The organism is Fischerella sp. (assembly GCF_013388695.1).
GTDB lineage: Bacteria > Cyanobacteriota > Cyanobacteriia > Cyanobacteriales > Nostocaceae > PCC9605.
Window position 1 is genome coordinate 20,769 of record NZ_JACAEU010000060.1, and the last position, 17,400, is coordinate 38,168.

General features: G+C 42.7%; 9 protein-coding genes. 2 read left to right on the forward strand and 7 right to left on the reverse strand.

Annotation, left to right across the window (positions count from 1 at the left end; all coding sequences use genetic code 11):
• Positions 1-123: 123 nt before the first annotated feature.
• The 5 genes from HXY43_RS08765 to HXY43_RS08785 form a co-directional block, all read right to left on the reverse strand.
• On the reverse strand, positions 124-2,451 hold the full coding sequence (locus HXY43_RS08765) for a response regulator (RefSeq protein WP_290882317.1): 2,328 nt from the start codon (positions 2,449-2,451) through the stop codon (positions 124-126).
• A gap of 281 nt (positions 2,452-2,732) precedes the next feature.
• Positions 2,733-3,317 (reverse strand): chemotaxis protein CheB, encoded by a 585-nt coding sequence (locus HXY43_RS08770; RefSeq protein WP_290882320.1) that lies wholly within the window; start codon positions 3,315-3,317, stop codon positions 2,733-2,735.
• A 418-nt stretch (positions 3,318-3,735) separates the two neighbouring features.
• Positions 3,736-9,252, reverse strand: coding sequence for a HAMP domain-containing protein (locus HXY43_RS08775; protein WP_290882323.1), 5,517 nt, complete (start codon positions 9,250-9,252; stop codon positions 3,736-3,738).
• A 392-nt stretch (positions 9,253-9,644) separates the two neighbouring features.
• The gene (locus HXY43_RS08780; RefSeq protein WP_290882325.1) at positions 9,645-10,592 is read right to left on the reverse strand and encodes a glycosyltransferase family 2 protein; all 948 of its coding nucleotides are present in this window, start codon (positions 10,590-10,592) and stop codon (positions 9,645-9,647) included.
• 56 nt (positions 10,593-10,648) lie between these two features.
• A complete protein-coding gene (locus HXY43_RS08785) occupies positions 10,649-11,668 on the reverse strand; it encodes an Npun_R2821/Npun_R2822 family protein (RefSeq protein WP_290882328.1) in 1,020 nt (339 codons plus the stop codon).
• A gap of 136 nt (positions 11,669-11,804) precedes the next feature.
• On the opposite strand from HXY43_RS08785, the gene HXY43_RS08790 reads away from it, so the two are divergent.
• Complete coding sequence (locus HXY43_RS08790) at positions 11,805-13,022, forward strand: glycosyltransferase family 4 protein (RefSeq protein WP_290882331.1); 1,218 nt, start codon at positions 11,805-11,807, stop codon at positions 13,020-13,022.
• Positions 13,023-13,055: 33 nt separating this feature from the next.
• Here HXY43_RS08790 and HXY43_RS08795 read toward each other — a convergent pair whose 3' ends face one another.
• Together HXY43_RS08795 and HXY43_RS08800 are read right to left on the reverse strand one after the other, a co-directional pair.
• The gene (locus HXY43_RS08795) at positions 13,056-13,391 is read right to left on the reverse strand and encodes a hypothetical protein (RefSeq protein WP_290882334.1); all 336 of its coding nucleotides are present in this window, start codon (positions 13,389-13,391) and stop codon (positions 13,056-13,058) included.
• A 439-nt stretch (positions 13,392-13,830) separates the two neighbouring features.
• Positions 13,831-15,489 carry an iron uptake porin gene (locus HXY43_RS08800; RefSeq protein WP_290882336.1) on the reverse strand — a complete coding sequence of 553 codons (1,659 nt, stop codon included), beginning with the start codon at positions 15,487-15,489 and terminating at the stop codon, positions 13,831-13,833.
• 181 nt (positions 15,490-15,670) lie between these two features.
• Here HXY43_RS08800 and HXY43_RS08805 point away from each other — a divergent pair, with 181 nt between their 5' ends.
• Positions 15,671-17,215, forward strand: a complete 1,545-nt coding sequence (locus HXY43_RS08805) for a hypothetical protein (protein WP_290882338.1) — start codon at positions 15,671-15,673, stop codon at positions 17,213-17,215.
• Positions 17,216-17,400: the final 185 nt, after the last annotated feature.

The following is a 17,400-nucleotide window of genomic DNA, read 5'->3' on the forward strand; positions in this document are numbered from 1 at the left end:
GTAGTTGGTGAGCCAGCGCGGTCTTGGGGGTTTCCCCCATGAGCGACTGGCGAACCCGGAGGGTAGTTGTTTGTTGTTTGGAACAACCAACTACCAACAAACAACCACCAACAAACAACACATTCACACAATACAATTGCGTTGCATCAGTTTTGCCACCGAATTAATCAATTGGGTTGGCTCGACTGGTTTAGAAACATACATCTGGAAGCCTGACTCTAACGCCTGCTGGCAATCTTGGGGTCTAGCATATGCTGTTAATGCAATTGCAGGTAGATATCCTCCCTTCTCTGCTTCTAAATTTCGCAGTTGACGGATCAGTGTGTAGCCATCTTCTTCTGGCATACTGATATCACCGATCAGGACATCTGGCTGTGATTGTTCTAGGGCTAAACGTGCTAAGCGCACTGAAGCCACAGCTGTTACTTTTGCTCCGCATTCTTGCAGAACGGTGCAAACATAGTCTCGTATATCAGCATCGTCATCTACTACTAACACTTGCAGATCGTTCAAGGGTGATTCAGAAAAACAGGAGGGGGGGACAATATTCTTGGTCTCTTCCCTTTGCGTGGCTCGCCACTTTTCGGGAACAATGGCTACTTTCCTAGAATTTACCTCAACTTGCGGAACAATAGCACATGCCTGATTTGCTAACCCTTGGAGGGAGATGTTCTCAACAAGTTCTTCCTTGATTTCTAAAAGTGGCAGCCTCACAGTAAATGTTGCTCCTTGCCCCACCCCCGGACTATCAGCATGAACGCTACCACCATGCATTTCCACCAAATAATGCACGATCGCCAGTCCCAATCCTAGTCCACCGTGGTTTCTAGTGATGCTGCCATCTGCTTGGCGAAAGCGATCGAAAACATGAGGGAGAAAATCTGGGCTAATACCAACACCTGTATCACTGATGGTGATTTGGGCATAGGAAATTGGGAATTGGGCATTGGGAATTGGGCATTGGGCATTGGAAATTTCCATGATCCTTTGCCCCATGCCCCTTGCCCCATGCGCTGACAATCGCACCTCTACCTTGCCACCAGAAGATGTGAACTTAATAGCATTGCTAAGCAAATTCCACACGATTTGCTGTAAGCGGTTGGAATCTCCTGAGACGATCGAAGAAGGTGCGGGGAGGGGAGGAGACGAGGACGCCTGTGAAGATGCGGAGAAAGGGGGAGGCGGTGACGCGGAAACTGTTTCATTTTTATTCCTCGCGTCACCGTGTCTTAATGTCTCCGTGTCTTCTGCTTCAGTGGGTTCAATTACATATTCAAGTTGAATTTTTTTCGCTTCTGCTTCCAGACGGGCGCTATTTACAACTGTTGAAATTACGGTTGCCAGATTCACCGGACACATATTGAGATTGAGTTTACCTCGCATAATCCGGGAGACATCTAAAATATCTTCTATTAGTTGCGCCTGCAAAGTTGCATTGCGTTCAATAGTTTCTATGGCACGGGCAATCGCTTCCTCATTTAATTTCCCTTGGCGCAACAGTCTTGCCCAACCAAGTATTGCTGTTAACGGTGTGCGTAGTTCGTGAGAGAGTGTGGCTAAAAATTCATCCTTGAGACGGTTTGCTGTCTCAGCTTCTTTTCGTGCTGTTTGTTCGCGGATCAATTTAATATGTTCTTCTTCAGCTTTTTTCCGCTCTGTAATATCTTCTGAGGTGCCAGCAAAACCAATGACTTTGCTTTCTTCCGAACGCATCGGAGATGTTGACACGTGAATCCAACGCTCTATTCCTTCTGGGGTGATGATGCGAAACTCGCCTTTGTATTCCTGGCCTTGAGCTGCTGCGGCATACCAGTTTGCAATTACCCGTTGTTGGTCTTCATCATGAATTCTTTGCGTCCAACCTTCGTCTAAACTTTCCTCTGGCGACAAACCAAAAATAGCCTGGTAGCAAGGGTTTGTATACGTACATCTACCATGCATATCTGTAAGAAAAATACCTACTGGCGAACAAGCGCTCAAAGAGCGAAACATTTCTTCGCGTTTTTTGAGTTCAGCATTCATTGCTGCTAGTTGTGCGGCTTGTCGCTTCACTTCGGCACTTTTCTGGAACAAATCAATAAAGGCTGCTACCTTAGATTTCAATATTTCTGCTTCTATAGGCTTAAATAGGTAGTCTACTGCGCCGAGAGAATATCCTCTAAACACCATGTTGTCATTGGTGCTGAATGCCGTGATGAAAATTATGGGCGTATGCCGCGATCGCTCTCGTTGTCGAATAAGGGCTGCTGTCTCGAACCCGTCCATATCTGGCATCTGCACATCCAACAAGATTACGGCAAAATCTTGATTAAGTAAGTGTCGCAGGGCTTCTGCTCCTGATGTTGCCCTGACCAAGTTTTGACCGAGGCTACCCAAAATCGCCTCCAGGGCCAGCAAATTTTCTGGATGGTCATCTACCAACAGGACATTAACTTTAGATTCAAATGACATTGCAAGGATACACTTTTAGGAATAGACCAAGCCGTTTTTACGTCTTGCTATTGACTGTGACGCTTTAGCTAGCTGTATTCCCACTATCTTAAGTTATAAATTTAGGTATTGTTGACAATTCAATATCAAATGATCTATTGCTTCATTAAAATAGAAAAGTATAGCAATCCTACTTGCAAGACACAGATCCCCACAGATCCCGGACTTCTTAGATAAGTCCAGGATATTGTTTCTCTTGTTTCGATTTCAGACCGCAATAGAGACAATAAAGATATTAATAATCAAAAATTGCAAATTTTTACTAAGAAGGCGCTAATATCTGCCAATGGCAGAACTATTTTTGCAACTCCAGCAGCGATCGCCGCTTTCGGCATCACTGGACAAAATGCTGTTGATGGTTCTTCGACTATAGTTATACCGCCGCGTGCTTTGATTTTTGCCAATCCTTGAACACCATCTTGATTTGCTCCTGTTAGCAACACACCAATCAATTTCTCAGCGTATGCATCTGCCGCTGTTTCAAAAAGCACGTCTATTGATGGTCGTGCGTAGGTGACAGGAGCATCAGTAGATAAAGCGAAATAAGGGCAAGAAACAGCTTTATTCATGCTTTCCACTAACAAGTGATAATCTGCTGGAGCTAAATATACACATCCAGGCGAAATTTCTTCTTTGTCTTCTACCTCTTTGACAACTAAATTACTGTAACGCTGCAATAAGACCACTAATGTATCATCAGAAGCTTTATGACGGTGTTGGACAATAGCCAAAGGTACAGGGAAGTTTTTTGGCAAATCCCTTAGCATAATTTGCAGAGCATCTAATCCTCCTAAAGATGTACCAATAACAATCAGGTTGAATTTCATATATTAGGTTGTTGGTTGTTGGTTGTTGATTGGTTTTTACAAACAACTATCAACTACCAACAAAGAACAAAATTTAGCTAATCCTTCGGTAAATTTTTTCACTACTTATTAACTGTTCATAATCTTTTTCGTTTCGATATCTTCTAGTTCTTCTCTCCCCATGATTAAGTAGGTTGCCGCAGCTGAAAGTATTTTTAGTTTTGACTGTTAATGGTTAGTGGTTAGTAGATAGTGGTTAGTGGGAAAAAACCAACAACTAACAATCAATTCTACCTACTAACTACTAACTACTACCTACTACCTACTAACTACTAACTACTAACTACTAACGATATTATTTATAGAGCTGAAGCGTTAAATCCCGCATCCATCTACAAATCAGAAATAGCAACTAACACCTCTATCTGAGGAACGAACACTATCGATATAACCAAACGCGCAACAGAGAAAGCAACTGTTCAGTATCAACGGGTTTAGTAATGTAATCAGAAGCACCAACGTCAATACATTTTTCGCGGTCGCCCTGCATGGCTTTGGCAGTTAAAGCAATAATCGGCAGAGATTTGAAATCAGGGTTAGCACGGATGCAACGGGTAGTTTCGTAGCCATCCATTTCTGGCATCATCACATCCATGAGGATGACATTGATATCTGGATTATTTTGTAAAACCGCAATGCCATCGCGACCATTTTCAGCATATAAAACCTGCATTTGATAACGCTCAAGCATACTAGTCAGGGCAAAGATGTTACGAACATCGTCATCGACGATCAAAACTTTTTTGCCCGCAAGTAAGGGATCGCGATTTTGTAATTGTTCGAGGATTTGACGTTTAGGTGCGGGTAAATTAGCTTGGACGCGGTGCAAAAACAAGGCAGTTTCATCCAAAAGACGTTCGGGCGAACTTACATCCTTGACAATGATAGTTTCTGCGATGCGTCGCAGTTGGGTATCTTCTGTCCTGGTTAACTCTCTGGCTGTGTAGACGACGATGGGTAATGCTTCGCCATTGGGAGAGTGTTTAATTTGTTCAATCAACTCAAAGCCATTCATATCTGGTAGTCCCAAATCTAGGACTACGCAATCAAATTGTCCATTTTGTATGGCTTGTAATGCCTCTGCACCTGTACTCACAGCAGTAGTTGCAACATCGCTATTGCCAATTAACTCAACAATACTTCGGCGTTGATTTTCATCATCTTCCACAATCAGGAGATTTTTCACCCGCCTCTCAACAAAGCCTTTAATTTTAGTGAGTGCTTGGTGTAATGTTTCACTGCTGATGGGTTTTTGCAAATAGGCGATCGCCCCTTGTTGCAAACTGCGCTGTCGTCCTTCTTCTACTGTCATCATATGCACGGGAATGTGGCGGGTATTGGCATCATGCTTGAGGCGATCCAGCACCGCCCAACCATCCATCCCTGGCAGGCGAACATCGAGGATGATGGCAGAAGGCTGGTATTCTTGGGCCAGTGCCAAACCCGTACTGCCATTGTGGGCAACAATGCCCTTGAATTCATCTTGCCGTGCTATGTCTAATAGGATACGCGCAAACTTGGTGTCATCTTCCACAATTAAAAGTGTGCGATCGCCTGGTTGGATATTGTCTCTGTCGTCAATAACTGGAGTGGGAATGGGGGGAATGGGGGAAGAGGCGGGGAGTACCGGACGCAGTGGCGCGGCGGCGACATTTCCTGCTGTACGTCGTCCCTGCGTCTGGTTGTCTCCGTGTCCTTCTGGCTGTGGCAAGTACAACGTAAACGTACTACCTTCACCCGGGCGACTGACTAATTTGATTTCCCCACCCAATAACCGGGCGATTTCGCGACTGATCGACAAACCTAAACCTGTACCGCCATATTTGCGACTGGTAGTACCGTCCGCCTGTTGAAACGCCTCGAAAATGATTTTCTGTTTTTCGGGGGCAATACCAATACCTGTATCTGTGACTGCAAAAGCTAGCACTGTACTGGCACGATTGAGAGTTTCATTGTCAGGACTCCATCCCTGTTTGGCGGTAAACACCCGTAAGCCAACCTCGCCTCGTTCGGTGAATTTAAATGCGTTTGCCAGCAAGTTTTTCAATACTTGTTGCAGCCGTTTGGCGTCTGTGTAAACTGTACTAGGTAGTTGTGGAGCTATTTCGATGGTGAAATTCAGTCCTTTGTCAGCTGCCACTTGCCCAAAGGTACGTTCAATTTGTTCGCGCAAGTCAGACAACCGCATCTGATCCATATCAATAGACATGGTTCCAGATTCGATTTTTGCCAAGTCCAAAATGTCATTAATTAATGACAACAAATCATTTCCGGCTGAGTAGATTGTGCGGCTATATTCGATTTGTTTGTTGCTGAGATTTCCTTCAATGTTGTCTGCTAAAAGCTTCGCTAATATCAACAAGCTGTTGAGTGGTGTCCGCAATTCATGGGACATATTCGCCAGAAATTCTGATTTGTATTTAGAAGACAATGCCAGTTGTTCGGCTTTATCTTCTAATGACAATCTTGCTTGTTCTATTTCCTGATTTTTGCGCTCAACTTCTTTATTTTGCAAAGCTAATAGTTCTGCCTTTTCTTCCAGTTCGGCATTGGTTTTTTGTAATTCTTCTTGCTGTTTTTTCAGCAAATCTTCGGATGCTTTGAGGGTTTGGGCTTGTTGTTCTAGACGCTTGTTGGTTTCTCGCAATTCGTTTTGCTGACTTTGCAGTTCCTCCGCCAAAGATTGCGACTGTTTAAGTAACTCTTCCGTACGCATGCTGGCGGCGATGGTGTTCAAGACGATCGCGATACTTTCTGTGAGTTGGTCGAAAAATGTCAGATGAATTTCGCTAAAGCGCCGGAATGAAGCTAACTCAATGACCGCAGTTACCTGTCCCTCAAACAGTACGGGCAGCACCACGTCATTTACTGGAGTGGCTTCGCCCAAGCCAGAACTAATCTTGATATAATCGTGCGGTACTTCTGTCAAGAGAATGCGTTCTTTTTCTAAAGCGCATTGTCCAACTAAGCCTTCACCTAAATAGAAGCGGTTGGCAAGATGTTTGCGTTCGCGGCATGCATAGCTGCTGAGTAGTTTTAAATACGGCTGATTGTCCGTATTTTCCATGATGTAGAATACGCCGTAAGCTGCTCCTACTAACGGTGCTAACTCCGAGAGAATCAGTTTTGATACAGTTTCTAGGTCGCGCTGACCTTGCAGCATCCTGGTAAATTTAGCTAGGTTAGTCTTCAACCAGTCTTGTTCGGTGTTTTTCTGTGTCGTCTCCCGCAGATTGGCGATCATCTGGTTGATGTTGTCTTTGAGGATGGCAACTTCACCTAGTGCCTCAACAGAAATTGACCGTGTTAAGTCGCCTTTGGTAACAGCAGTTGCTACTTCTGCGATCGCCCGTAGCTGGGTAGTCAGTGTGGCTGCGAGTTCGTTCACGTTGTCGGTCAAATCTTTCCACGTACCAGCCGCCCCCGGCACTTTCGCTTGTCCGCCTAATTTACCTTCAATACCGACTTCCCGCGCTACGGTTGTGACTTGGTTAGCAAAAGTCGCCAGCGTATCAATCATTTCATTAATTGTTTCTGCCAAGGCCTCAATTTCACCCTTGGCATCTAGCATTAGTTTCCGCTTCAAGTCACCGTTGGCAACCGCTGTCACCACTTTGGCAATGCCTCGCACCTGTGCCGTCAAATTACTCGCCATCGAGTTCACATTGTCGGTCAAATCTTTCCAAGTGCCTGCCACACCTTGCACCTGCGCTTGCCCGCCGAGTTTCCCTTCAGTTCCCACTTCCCTAGCAACTCGCGTTACTTCCGATGCGAAGGAACTTAGCTGATCCACCATCACGTTCATGGTGTTCTTCAACTCGAAGATTTCACCCCTGACATCAACGGTAATTTTCTTGGAAAGATCGCCATTCGCTACCGCCTTCGTCACTTCGGCAATATTCCGCACCTGTGCCGTGAGGTTGCCTGCCATCAAGTTAACGTTATCAGTCAAATCTTTCCACGTACCACCCACACCTCGCACTTCCGCTTGTACGCCAAGTTTACCTTCGGTTCCCACCTCGCGGGCAACCCGCGTTACTTCCGACGCAAAGGAGTTGAGTTGATCCACCATCGTGTTGATGGTGTTTTTCAACTCCCGAATTTCGCCTTTGACATCAACAGTAATTTTCTTGGAAAGGTCGCCATTTGCCACCGCCGTCGTTACTTCCGCAATATTTCGCACCTGTGCCGTCAGCGAACCCGCCATGAAATTGACGCTGTCGGTCAAATCTTTCCAAGTACCAGCAACACCTCTGACATCTGCTTGTACGCCCAGCTTTCCTTCCGAACCTACTTCCCTAGCAACCCGCGTTACTTCCGATGCGAAGGAACCGAGTTGATCCACCATGATATTAATGGTGTTCTTTAGTTCCAGAATTTCGCCCTTGACATCGACAGTGATTTTCTTGGAAAGATCGCCGTTAGCAATAGCAGTGGCAACTTCAGCGATGTTGCGGACTTGCCCTGTTAAATTACCAGCCATCATGTTGACGCTATCGGTCAAATCCTTCCACGTACCAGCCACACCTCGCACTTCCGCTTGCACGCCGAGTTTACCTTCGGTTCCCACCTCACGGGCTACTCGCGTTACTTCCGACGCAAAGGAGTTGAGTTGATCCACCATTGTATTAATGGTATTCTTCAACTCCAAAATTTCGCCCTTGACATCAACAGTAATTTTCTTGGAAAGATCGCCAGTCGCTACCGCCGTGGTGACTTCGGCAATGTTCCGCACCTGTGCCGTTAACGAACCCGCCATGAAATTCACGCTGTCGGTCAAATCTTTCCAAGTACCAGCCACACCCGGCACTTGCGCTTGTCCGCCGAGTTTACCTTCTGCACCCACTTCCCTCGCAACCCGCGTGACTTCCGATGCGAAGGAGTTGAGCTGATCCACCATAATGTTTACGGTGTTCTTCAACTCCAAAATTTCGCCTTTGACATCAACAGTAATTTTCTTGGAGAGGTCGCCGTTTGCTACTGCTGTGGTGACTTCAGCGATGTTGCGGACTTGGGCAGTCAAATTTCCTGCCATCATATTCACCGACTCGGTTAAATCCCGCCAAGTACCAGCCACACCCGGCACTTGCGCTTGTCCGCCGAGTTTACCTTCTGCACCCACTTCCCTCGCAACCCGCGTGACTTCCGATGCAAAGGAGTTGAGCTGATCCACCATAATGTTTACGGTGTTCTTCAACTCCAAAATTTCACCTTTGACATTGACAGTAATTTTCTTGGAGAGGTCGCCGTTTGCTACTGCTGTGGTGACTTCAGCGATGTTGCGGACTTGGGCAGTTAAGTTGCCTGCCATCAAGTTAACGCTATCAGTTAAATCCTTCCAAGTACCAGCTACACCCGGCACTTGTGCTTGTACGCCCAATTTACCTTCAGTTCCCACTTCCCTAGCTACCCGCGTTACTTCACTGGCAAACCCATTCAACTGACCCACCATTGTGTTTACCATTTGGGCAGTTTGGAGAAACTCTCCCTTGAGAGGTCTGCCATCCATTTCTGGTGCCATAGTTTGCGATAGGTCGCCATTCGCTACAGCCCTGATGATCCGTGCTGTTTCAACTGTTGGCTGAACTAAATCTGTAATTAATGTATTGACAGAATCAACGCAGGCAGACCACCCACCGCGCACATTTCCCAAAGAAGCCCGTTCGGTGATTTTGCCTTCTTTACCAACAACATTACCAATCCTTTGTAGCTCTGCCGCCAGCCGTTCATTTTGCTCAATGATATCGTTGAGTGTATCAGCAATTTTTCCTGCCATACCAGTTTGGTCGATGGGCATGCGTGCAGAAAATTCACCTTTTTTTACAGCTGACAACGTTCTGAGCAATTGTTTTAAATCTAAATTATCGCTTTCTCTGGTTAACTGTTCGGTAGGCATACGGATGAATTTAGAAAAAATTATACTTTTTTACTGCTATAGCTTGGTACCAGTTTCAATAGCTTTTTTTCACAAAAGGTATACCAACCAATTAGTCACGCCAGAAGAAACTTTGCTATTCGCCAGCTTGCTATGCAGGATTGATGTATAGACTATAACGAATTTATAAAAATCGCGATCGCGTTATCGAGTGAAATCTATCTAGGGTATGATTAAGATTTATTAAGATGGGCAAACTCAGAATTTGAGAAAGTAATTTTAACAGAGCGATCGCTGTTCTCTTCTTAGTGTCTTAGTGTCTTAGTGTTTAAAAAAAGATTTTTTCACCACCAAGACACCAAGAAAAACTCATCTTCAAGACTTACACCTTGACAGGACTATCCCACCTACCACTACCTTCTTGCCTTCCGTACCAATTCAAAGGCCTTTCCTCTTACACCTGTAGGTAACAAAGACAAACCTAGCCCAGTCCAAGCTGTGGTGTGAGAAAAAGACTTGCCTGCCAAAATTAACTCTCTACCTTTTTGGGTTTCTCCGTTTTCAATCAGCCGCAAACCTAACAATAACTGCATTTCTGCCAGACGCTGCAACCTGATTTTCTCTAGCTTTTCTGAGTCAAATTTATAACTGTTTAAATACCGTAATTTATCACTTAAGTAAGGAATGGCTCGATTAATTCCTTGTTGTTCCGCGTGCACGCGGTATTCCATCAATAATTCTGGTAAATAATAACCCTTTTTACCTGCCAACGCTAGCCGCACAAATAGATCGTTATCTTCACAGTTTTGCCAGTTAGGCTGCATAAACCCTACTTCTTCCAAAGTTTGGCGACGAAATAAGGTTGCACCAACTTGGAAACTTTGCTGAACAAATACAACTTCCAATAAATTTTCTACAACACCTTCTGGTAAATTATTTCTACCCCAGCGGCGAGAATTTTCTTGAGTTTTAGCTTCATCTCGAACATTGTTGATATCAATTATCCAATGGTTAGTGCCAACAAAATCAATGCTGGAGTCTTTATCTAAAATACCAGCGGTACGTGTTAGGAAATCTGGAGTGAGTCTATCATCATCATCAAATTTAATAAAATATTCACCACTCGCAGCCTCAAAACCAGACCGCATATTATTGCTTTTACCTATATTTTTTGAGTGGCGAATATATCTAATACGACTATCTTGGTATTGTGATATTAGTTTAGGTGTACCATCACGCGATCCATCATCACAAATAATTATTTCAAAGTCTTTATAAGACTGCTGTAGTACACTTTCAATGGCAAATGGTAAGAGTTTGACTCGATTAAAAGTAGGAATACAGATACTAATTTTAGTCATATAAACTTGAAATTTTTAAATAAATTTTAGGAGACATTATTTCATAGCTAAACTGGTTAAGCAATAGTTCTTTTAATTTTCTTTACAGCTTGTTTTATGAATCGATTAGTTTTTGCTGTAATACTTGGCGGTTTTAGTTGTTGTGGTTTTTTCTCTGGTTGATTCAAAAATCGATAATATAAAAATTCATCTCGATAACGAATATCAACGTCTTCACCACGACACAAACTAGCAAAATCACTGCCAGAATAACTCATGTAGTGAATGCGATGAATTGGTTTTAATCCATCTTGGTTGTAAAGAATATTGTCAATATTTACAAAAGAATCTGCATTGGCGCAGTTTCCTGTTTTGTCTTGACTATTGGGGCTAAGGGTATAGTTAAACATTGAGTGCTTGCTATCTAGCGTCATGTAATTAAATAACGCTGAACTCGACCACCAAAATTTTTTCTGAATCCATTCGATTTCTTTTTTTTCTATGAGGCGAATTTTCAAACTATTTAAATCATCAACTCCAAAAAATCCTTGATGGGAACCAAAAAAACTATTGCAATGAATTCTGAAACGTAATTGGGGCTCTGTAAAGTTGGTTGCACTTTCTACAATTTCGAGATTAATGTCCGTAGCTGCTTTTGGCTTAGCATGTTCCCAATCATCAAAAACAAAATTATATGTGTCAAGCTTTGCTAACACATCATCAAGCGGCTTCATTGCTAGGCTGTCAGCATCATAAAATACAAATCTTTTAAAATCGCCATCAAAGGCAGCAAATTTTCTATGGACAAAACCTTTATACCACCCAGGACGAGTTAATTGAGATTCTCTAGATCGAGGATGTGCATCCCAGACTTGATTAACAAAATTGTCCCAGCGCTGAATTGACTCCCAATTGTTGAATAGGCTGACATTCGGTCTAGACTTAATTTCTTCTACAATCAGCTCTACTTGTTCATCATAGGGAATGATACAAACTGGAATATCTGGACTAACATTTCTCTCAATGCTATTTAGTAATGCTACTAGCTGATCGTAAACAGGATCGTTGGCAAGCGTGTAAATACCGAAAGGTTTCATACTTAAAAATTATTTTACCTTCAAATGATAAGTAGTTCAAATATATAGATAGCTTGATGATGACATAAACTATACCAACAGGTCACTCTATATATATCACTGCACCCGTTAGTATTATTCCCAGATCATTTCTTTTATGAACATCTTAATGCTATCTTCCACTTTTCCCTATCCGCCAACCCGGGGGGGAACCCAAGTGCGAACGTTTCATTTACTCAAGTATCTCAATCAACGCCATGCTATTACTCTTGTAACTCAACGGGAAGCAGATGTTACAGATGCAGAAATCGCAGAATTACGGAATTGGGTGGATAGTCTAGTTGTTTTTGATCGTCCTTCAGACTTTGGAACCAGTGGCAGAATGTTAAAAAAAATCCGACGTTTCCATACATTTGTGCAAGATGGAATTCCGCCGAGCGTCTTAAACCGTTATTCTATTGAGATGCAAGAATGGGTAGATAATTTTGTACAGGCTGGAAAATGTGATGTTATTACCTGTGAACATAGTGTCAATGAAATGTATGTGAAACCTCATTTCCAAACACAGGTAAGGACTTTAGTCAATGTGCATAGTTCTGTCTACGGTACTTGTCGCAACCAACTACAAACTGGTATTTCTGAAAATCCTTTACGCGAAAAAATTAATTTACCGCTATTGCGACGTTACGAAAAACGCTATTGTTCAAAATTTTCGGCAATTGTGGTTACTACAGAAGAGGATAAAATTCAACTCCAAGCATTCAATCCCAACAGCGAAATTACAGTCATTCCCAATGGTGTAGATTTAGGATCATTCCCCTACCGGATCACCGATCCGGGAGGACATCACTTAGTTTTCATTGGTGCTATGGATAATTTGGCAAATATTGATGCTGTCTGTTTTTTCTGCAATGAAGTCTTGCCAAAAGTTCAACAACGTTACCCAGATACAACTTTTGATATTGTTGGTTCTCGTCCTGCGCCAGAGGTTTTAGCACTTCAAGAAAAACCAGGAGTTACTGTGACTGGACGTGTGCCTTCAATGGTTGAGTATTTGCATAAAGCAACTGTTTGTGTTGTACCAATGCGGACAGGATTTGGTATTAAAAATAAAACTTTAGAAGCAATGGCAGCAGGTGTGCCAGTGGTAGCAAGCGATCGCGGTTTAGAAGGACTTGCTGTAGATGGTAAGAATGTGCCGCTAACGGCATTTCGAGCCAATCATCCAGCTGAATATATTAGCGCTATTAGCCACTTATTTAGTAACTCACAACTGCGAGATGAATTATCTTGCAACGGCAGACAATTAGTAGAAACTGAATTCACTTGGGAAAGTGCAGGTAAACGCTATGAACAAGTATGTATTAATGGCTAATGGCTAATAGCAATTAGCCACTAATAAATTGTATTACTGTTGCATTGAAGGTGCAGCAAAAATCCTACTAGATATGGGAATGCGTGGATTAAAATTAGTTGCAGCTGGTTCAGCACTGGTGGTGGAAGCACTATCAGCTGATTCAGAAATGACAGTTGGTTGGCTATTACTAGAACTGCCAACATCACCTAAGTTAGATGTCACAGCTGTATCTGTAGCAGAACTAGATTGAGATACTATCGGTATGGTAATATTATTGATATTTTCTGGATTAGATTTTCTCTGAGTTTGAGCTTGAGAAGGAATAGCGATCGCAGCAGAATTAGCTGCTAATATCAGCACTAGCAGGTGATAAAGATATTGATGCATCTGAATAATTAAAGTTTTACAAAAGATGTTTTTTAAACCAAATGACTATTTTATGGAACTTCAATCTTGCATTCCATAAAAAAATATTTGTTGCACTGAAGAAGTTAGTAGTTGTTTGTTGTTTGGACAGTCTTTTAGTCTTCAGCCGATAGAGACTAATTTGATAGATACACCTTAATTTATAATTTGCTTTTGAAGGTAAAATTAGACAGCGCAACAACTATTCAAAATTTATCTGCTTATGAATAGTCTATGCAAGAGAAATTTCTCGGAAATGTCTAATTTATTTTTTGCTTATCAAAATGCTTATTTTTTCGTAGATTTAGCTAAAGTTACAAAAAATTTATGAACTATATATAAACATTGATTCAAGAGAGATTTTGCACTTTCATTCCATACATAAAATCATTATAAATTGTACTAAAAAATAAAATTTCACTTAAAAAGAGAAGCTAGTCCGCAATATACCCATAGTAATTGGGTCACTGTCTGGAGTATGACCGGGTTCCCAGATATGAATTATCCCTGGCGTAACGCTGATATTGTCTGTTAACTGAAAGCGGTAAAAAGCTTCAAGTTGAGTTGTGGTTCCCGGTTGTCCGCCTGGACGGCCTAAACCTGTATTTATGGAATCAGGGACATTGTTTCCCACTGGTAAGTCACTACTTGTGATTTTTGGAGGTTGTCCGAAATAAATTCCGCCCAAATTACCCTTAGCAAATAAATCAGGAAAATTGAGATATATCATGTAATTCGTCGTCTCTACATTTCCCGATTTGCTGGGGATGTAAGAATTCATATAGCCAAACCATCCACCTAAAGTCACTTGGGGTGAGATTTGCCAATTCACAGAAGTACCAACAGCATTAGTTTGTAGCGGTTCTGATTTGTTGGTGTTGGGATTGACTGCTGTTAAGCACTCGTCGCCTGTGAAAGTCAGCAAGCACCCATCTGACGAGTAATTATTAACGTAATATAAACTGAGATCAAAAGCATCGAATGGTGTCAGCAATAATTGCACGCCAGTAGTTGTATTGCCATCAAATAAACCGTTACGTTTCCCAGGATTTCCAGGTACATTACTAGCATAAATAGCCTGTAAACTAGAGCGTTTGGCAAATTGCCAATCAACAGCAACACCACCACGGCCAAATCCAATATCTAAAATTGGATTTCTTTGGGCAAAAAATGACAGTGGCCCTGTAGCTGCACTTTCTACTCGGTTGGGGCCTCGGAAAGCACTAGCCATATTCACGCCTTCGACTCCCCCCATGATTGCCAGCTTATCAGTAACAAGCCAGTGAAAGTTCAGGTCAGTTACTATTAGCTTGCTCTCTGTGGGATATTCATAACCGAGGATAACATCATTGCTAAATCTAGGTTCAGTTGTGCCGTCTGCTGCTGCTAAACCAGTAAATAGGTAACTGCTAGGGCTAAATTGGCTAGTTAAATATAGCTGCTGATAGTAGATGAGATTAATGTTTGTACCATCATCATCTGTGTCTTTTTTACCATCTCTGGGGTTAACATCAGCACGATTCTGGGTACGTCCTTGAATACCAACTATCGTTAAACCGCTGAGTTTTGTTGTTCCGGAAAATTGGTTTGCTTCAATTTCAGCAGCACGGGCTTCTAAATTATCGACTCGTCCCCGTAAAGTTGCTAATTCGGCAGCAAATTCTTCCTGTAGTTTTTGCAAAGTAGTTAAATCTGCACGGGTAACTAAATCACCTGTGGCTGTGGCGATGAATTCATTTACCCGATCTAGGCAAGCATTCAACCCTGCTGCAAATTCATAGCGAGTTATAGGGCGATCGCCACGATAAGTTCCATTGGAATAACCAGCAATGCAGCCATACCGTTCCACTAAAGATTGCAATGCACCGAATGCCCAATCTGTAGGTTGTACATCCCGCAGTTGAGATACTGATGTCACTTGTGCCATCGACTCATCTGGGAAAGAGGCAGAAGAACTAAAGGAGAAAGTCTCTACTTGTTCTCCCATTTCTTCTGTAGGAATAGCGATCGCCCTAGTCGGTAGTCCACTGACTGCCGCTATCAATAAGCACGCAACAACTCTAGTCTGACCCTTGTTCAACTTTTTACACTTTTATCACACGCTCTCAAGGTTAGAGCTTATTAAAAATACCCTTTAATAGCATTAGTGAAATTACTTAATTGTACAAAATTACACTTTAAGTGCCTGGGCAATATCTGACAAATATGAGTATAAAATAAAAAACTTACAAAAAATCTCATTAGATTTACTGAAAACTAGCATGGTCAACCGCCCACCAGATCCATCGCCAAAACCATCTCAACAAAATCAAAACAATCAGTCTTCTGCGGACGCCAGTAAGAAATCTGTTGTGAGAAAAGTTCAGAAACAGGATAGTTCCAAAACAGGTGTGCGTCCGGTTATGTGCCGAAAAGTGAAGGTGAAGAAAACTTCTAAACATCAGCGGTTAGCGTCAATAGTAGCGATCGCGATTTTGTTGGGTAGTTTTGGTTTAGTCTCAGCTTTTGCCTGGGTAAGCATTGAATTAATGTTCAATCCCGATAAAGTCACTTGGCTAAATAAATTTTTACCTGGCTGGGTGATATCTCTCAACAACGACGAAAGCCCCCAAACTCTGGCAGAAATTCAATCAAATTTCAAAAAACAGGGACATATAGCTGGAGAAATTCAGCCTTTAGAAGGTGATAGAAGAGAAACTTTTTTGCTACCAGTTTTTAAACAGCATCCCAATTGTCAATCGGACTGCAAAGATGTAGTTGAACTTAGGGTGTATCAACGCTCACAAAACTTAGAACTGCAATCAAAACCTGAAAAATATTACACTCTGGCAACTCAATTGTCTGTAGATGGACTAGAGGAATCATTTGTACTTTCTCCCTTTGGTGATGCTACATCCGATCGCCAAGATTCCAGCATTACCTTACCTGTGAGTGAAGTAGGAAGCTTTGCAGGCGAGACACCATCTCCAGGCATTTGGTTTTATTTGCAGGGTAAACGCCAGCAAGGAACCCATGCGATCGCTTACGGTCACATTGTTCACTACAATCCAGAACGTAACCACCTACGACACCAATTGTCTTGGACAAGTCCCTCTGGACAACTACCAAAATGGCAGCAGGTAACTGGTGGAGGTGCTAAAGAGTTAGTTGTCGATAAAACAGTCGGTTTGGAACCCCAATTACACATCTATCAAGTTAAACCAGTCAACTTTGTGATTCAACTCGAAGAAATATCTCTGCAATCACCTGCCCTCAAAGATTCCACTTATCAAAATGCCCTCCAAATTGCCCGTAGCGGATTGTGGACACCCGCTTGGGAATGGTTGCAATTTATCCAAAAACAACGCAAGCAGAAAATGCCAGCAGCAGCGCAAGCGCAAATCGATGTGATTCGCTGGCACTCCCAACTCACCAAAAACCAAGCAGATACAACTTGGGCAAGTCCCAGCCAACAAGTACTGGCAGATTTAATTGATGGTCGCTGGGGGAAAGCTTTACAAGTATTTAAGGCATCACCGCAGAATGTCCAAGAAATTGCTACCTTACTGAAAGCAGATACAGGGCGGTTGTGGAATCGCGTTGAAGTAGCATTGCAAGTCAACCCCAACCGACCGGAAGTGCAGGCTTGGGGAGCCTTGATTTTGGCAGTTCAAAAAGGAAAAGAACGTGCTAATTCATGGTTGCAAGGGCAAACTAAAATTACAAAAGAGTCCCTTACTTATATTCAAAGTCTGCTAGCACAACTCAATCATGAAGCGGTGCAATCGCAAATTACCCCTACTCACCCTAGAACACCAATTCAGTAATCCCAAATGTCAATAAACTGGCGATCGCATCATTCCCAAATCTTAGTAGAGAAGACTATTTTCCTCTTTGTGTCTTAGTGTCTTGGTGAGACCAGCCCCCGTCTTGGCGGTTCCCGTCACGATGGGGGACTGGCGAACCCGAAGGGTGTTTCCAGAATTCTTTTTTCACCACCAAGACACTAAGA

Coding starts and splice junctions, on each gene's coding strand:
- HXY43_RS08765 (WP_290882317.1), bottom strand. CDS start 2,451: ATGTCATTTGAATCTAAAGTTAATGTCCTGTTGGTAGATGACCATCCA.
- HXY43_RS08770 (WP_290882320.1), bottom strand. CDS start 3,317: ATGAAATTCAACCTGATTGTTATTGGTACATCTTTAGGAGGATTAGAT.
- HXY43_RS08775 (WP_290882323.1), bottom strand. CDS start 9,252: ATGCCTACCGAACAGTTAACCAGAGAAAGCGATAATTTAGATTTAAAA.
- HXY43_RS08780 (WP_290882325.1), bottom strand. CDS start 10,592: ATGACTAAAATTAGTATCTGTATTCCTACTTTTAATCGAGTCAAACTC.
- HXY43_RS08785 (WP_290882328.1), bottom strand. CDS start 11,668: ATGAAACCTTTCGGTATTTACACGCTTGCCAACGATCCTGTTTACGAT.
- HXY43_RS08790 (WP_290882331.1), top strand. CDS start 11,805: ATGAACATCTTAATGCTATCTTCCACTTTTCCCTATCCGCCAACCCGG.
- HXY43_RS08795 (WP_290882334.1), bottom strand. CDS start 13,391: ATGCATCAATATCTTTATCACCTGCTAGTGCTGATATTAGCAGCTAAT.
- HXY43_RS08805 (WP_290882338.1), top strand. CDS start 15,671: ATGGTCAACCGCCCACCAGATCCATCGCCAAAACCATCTCAACAAAAT.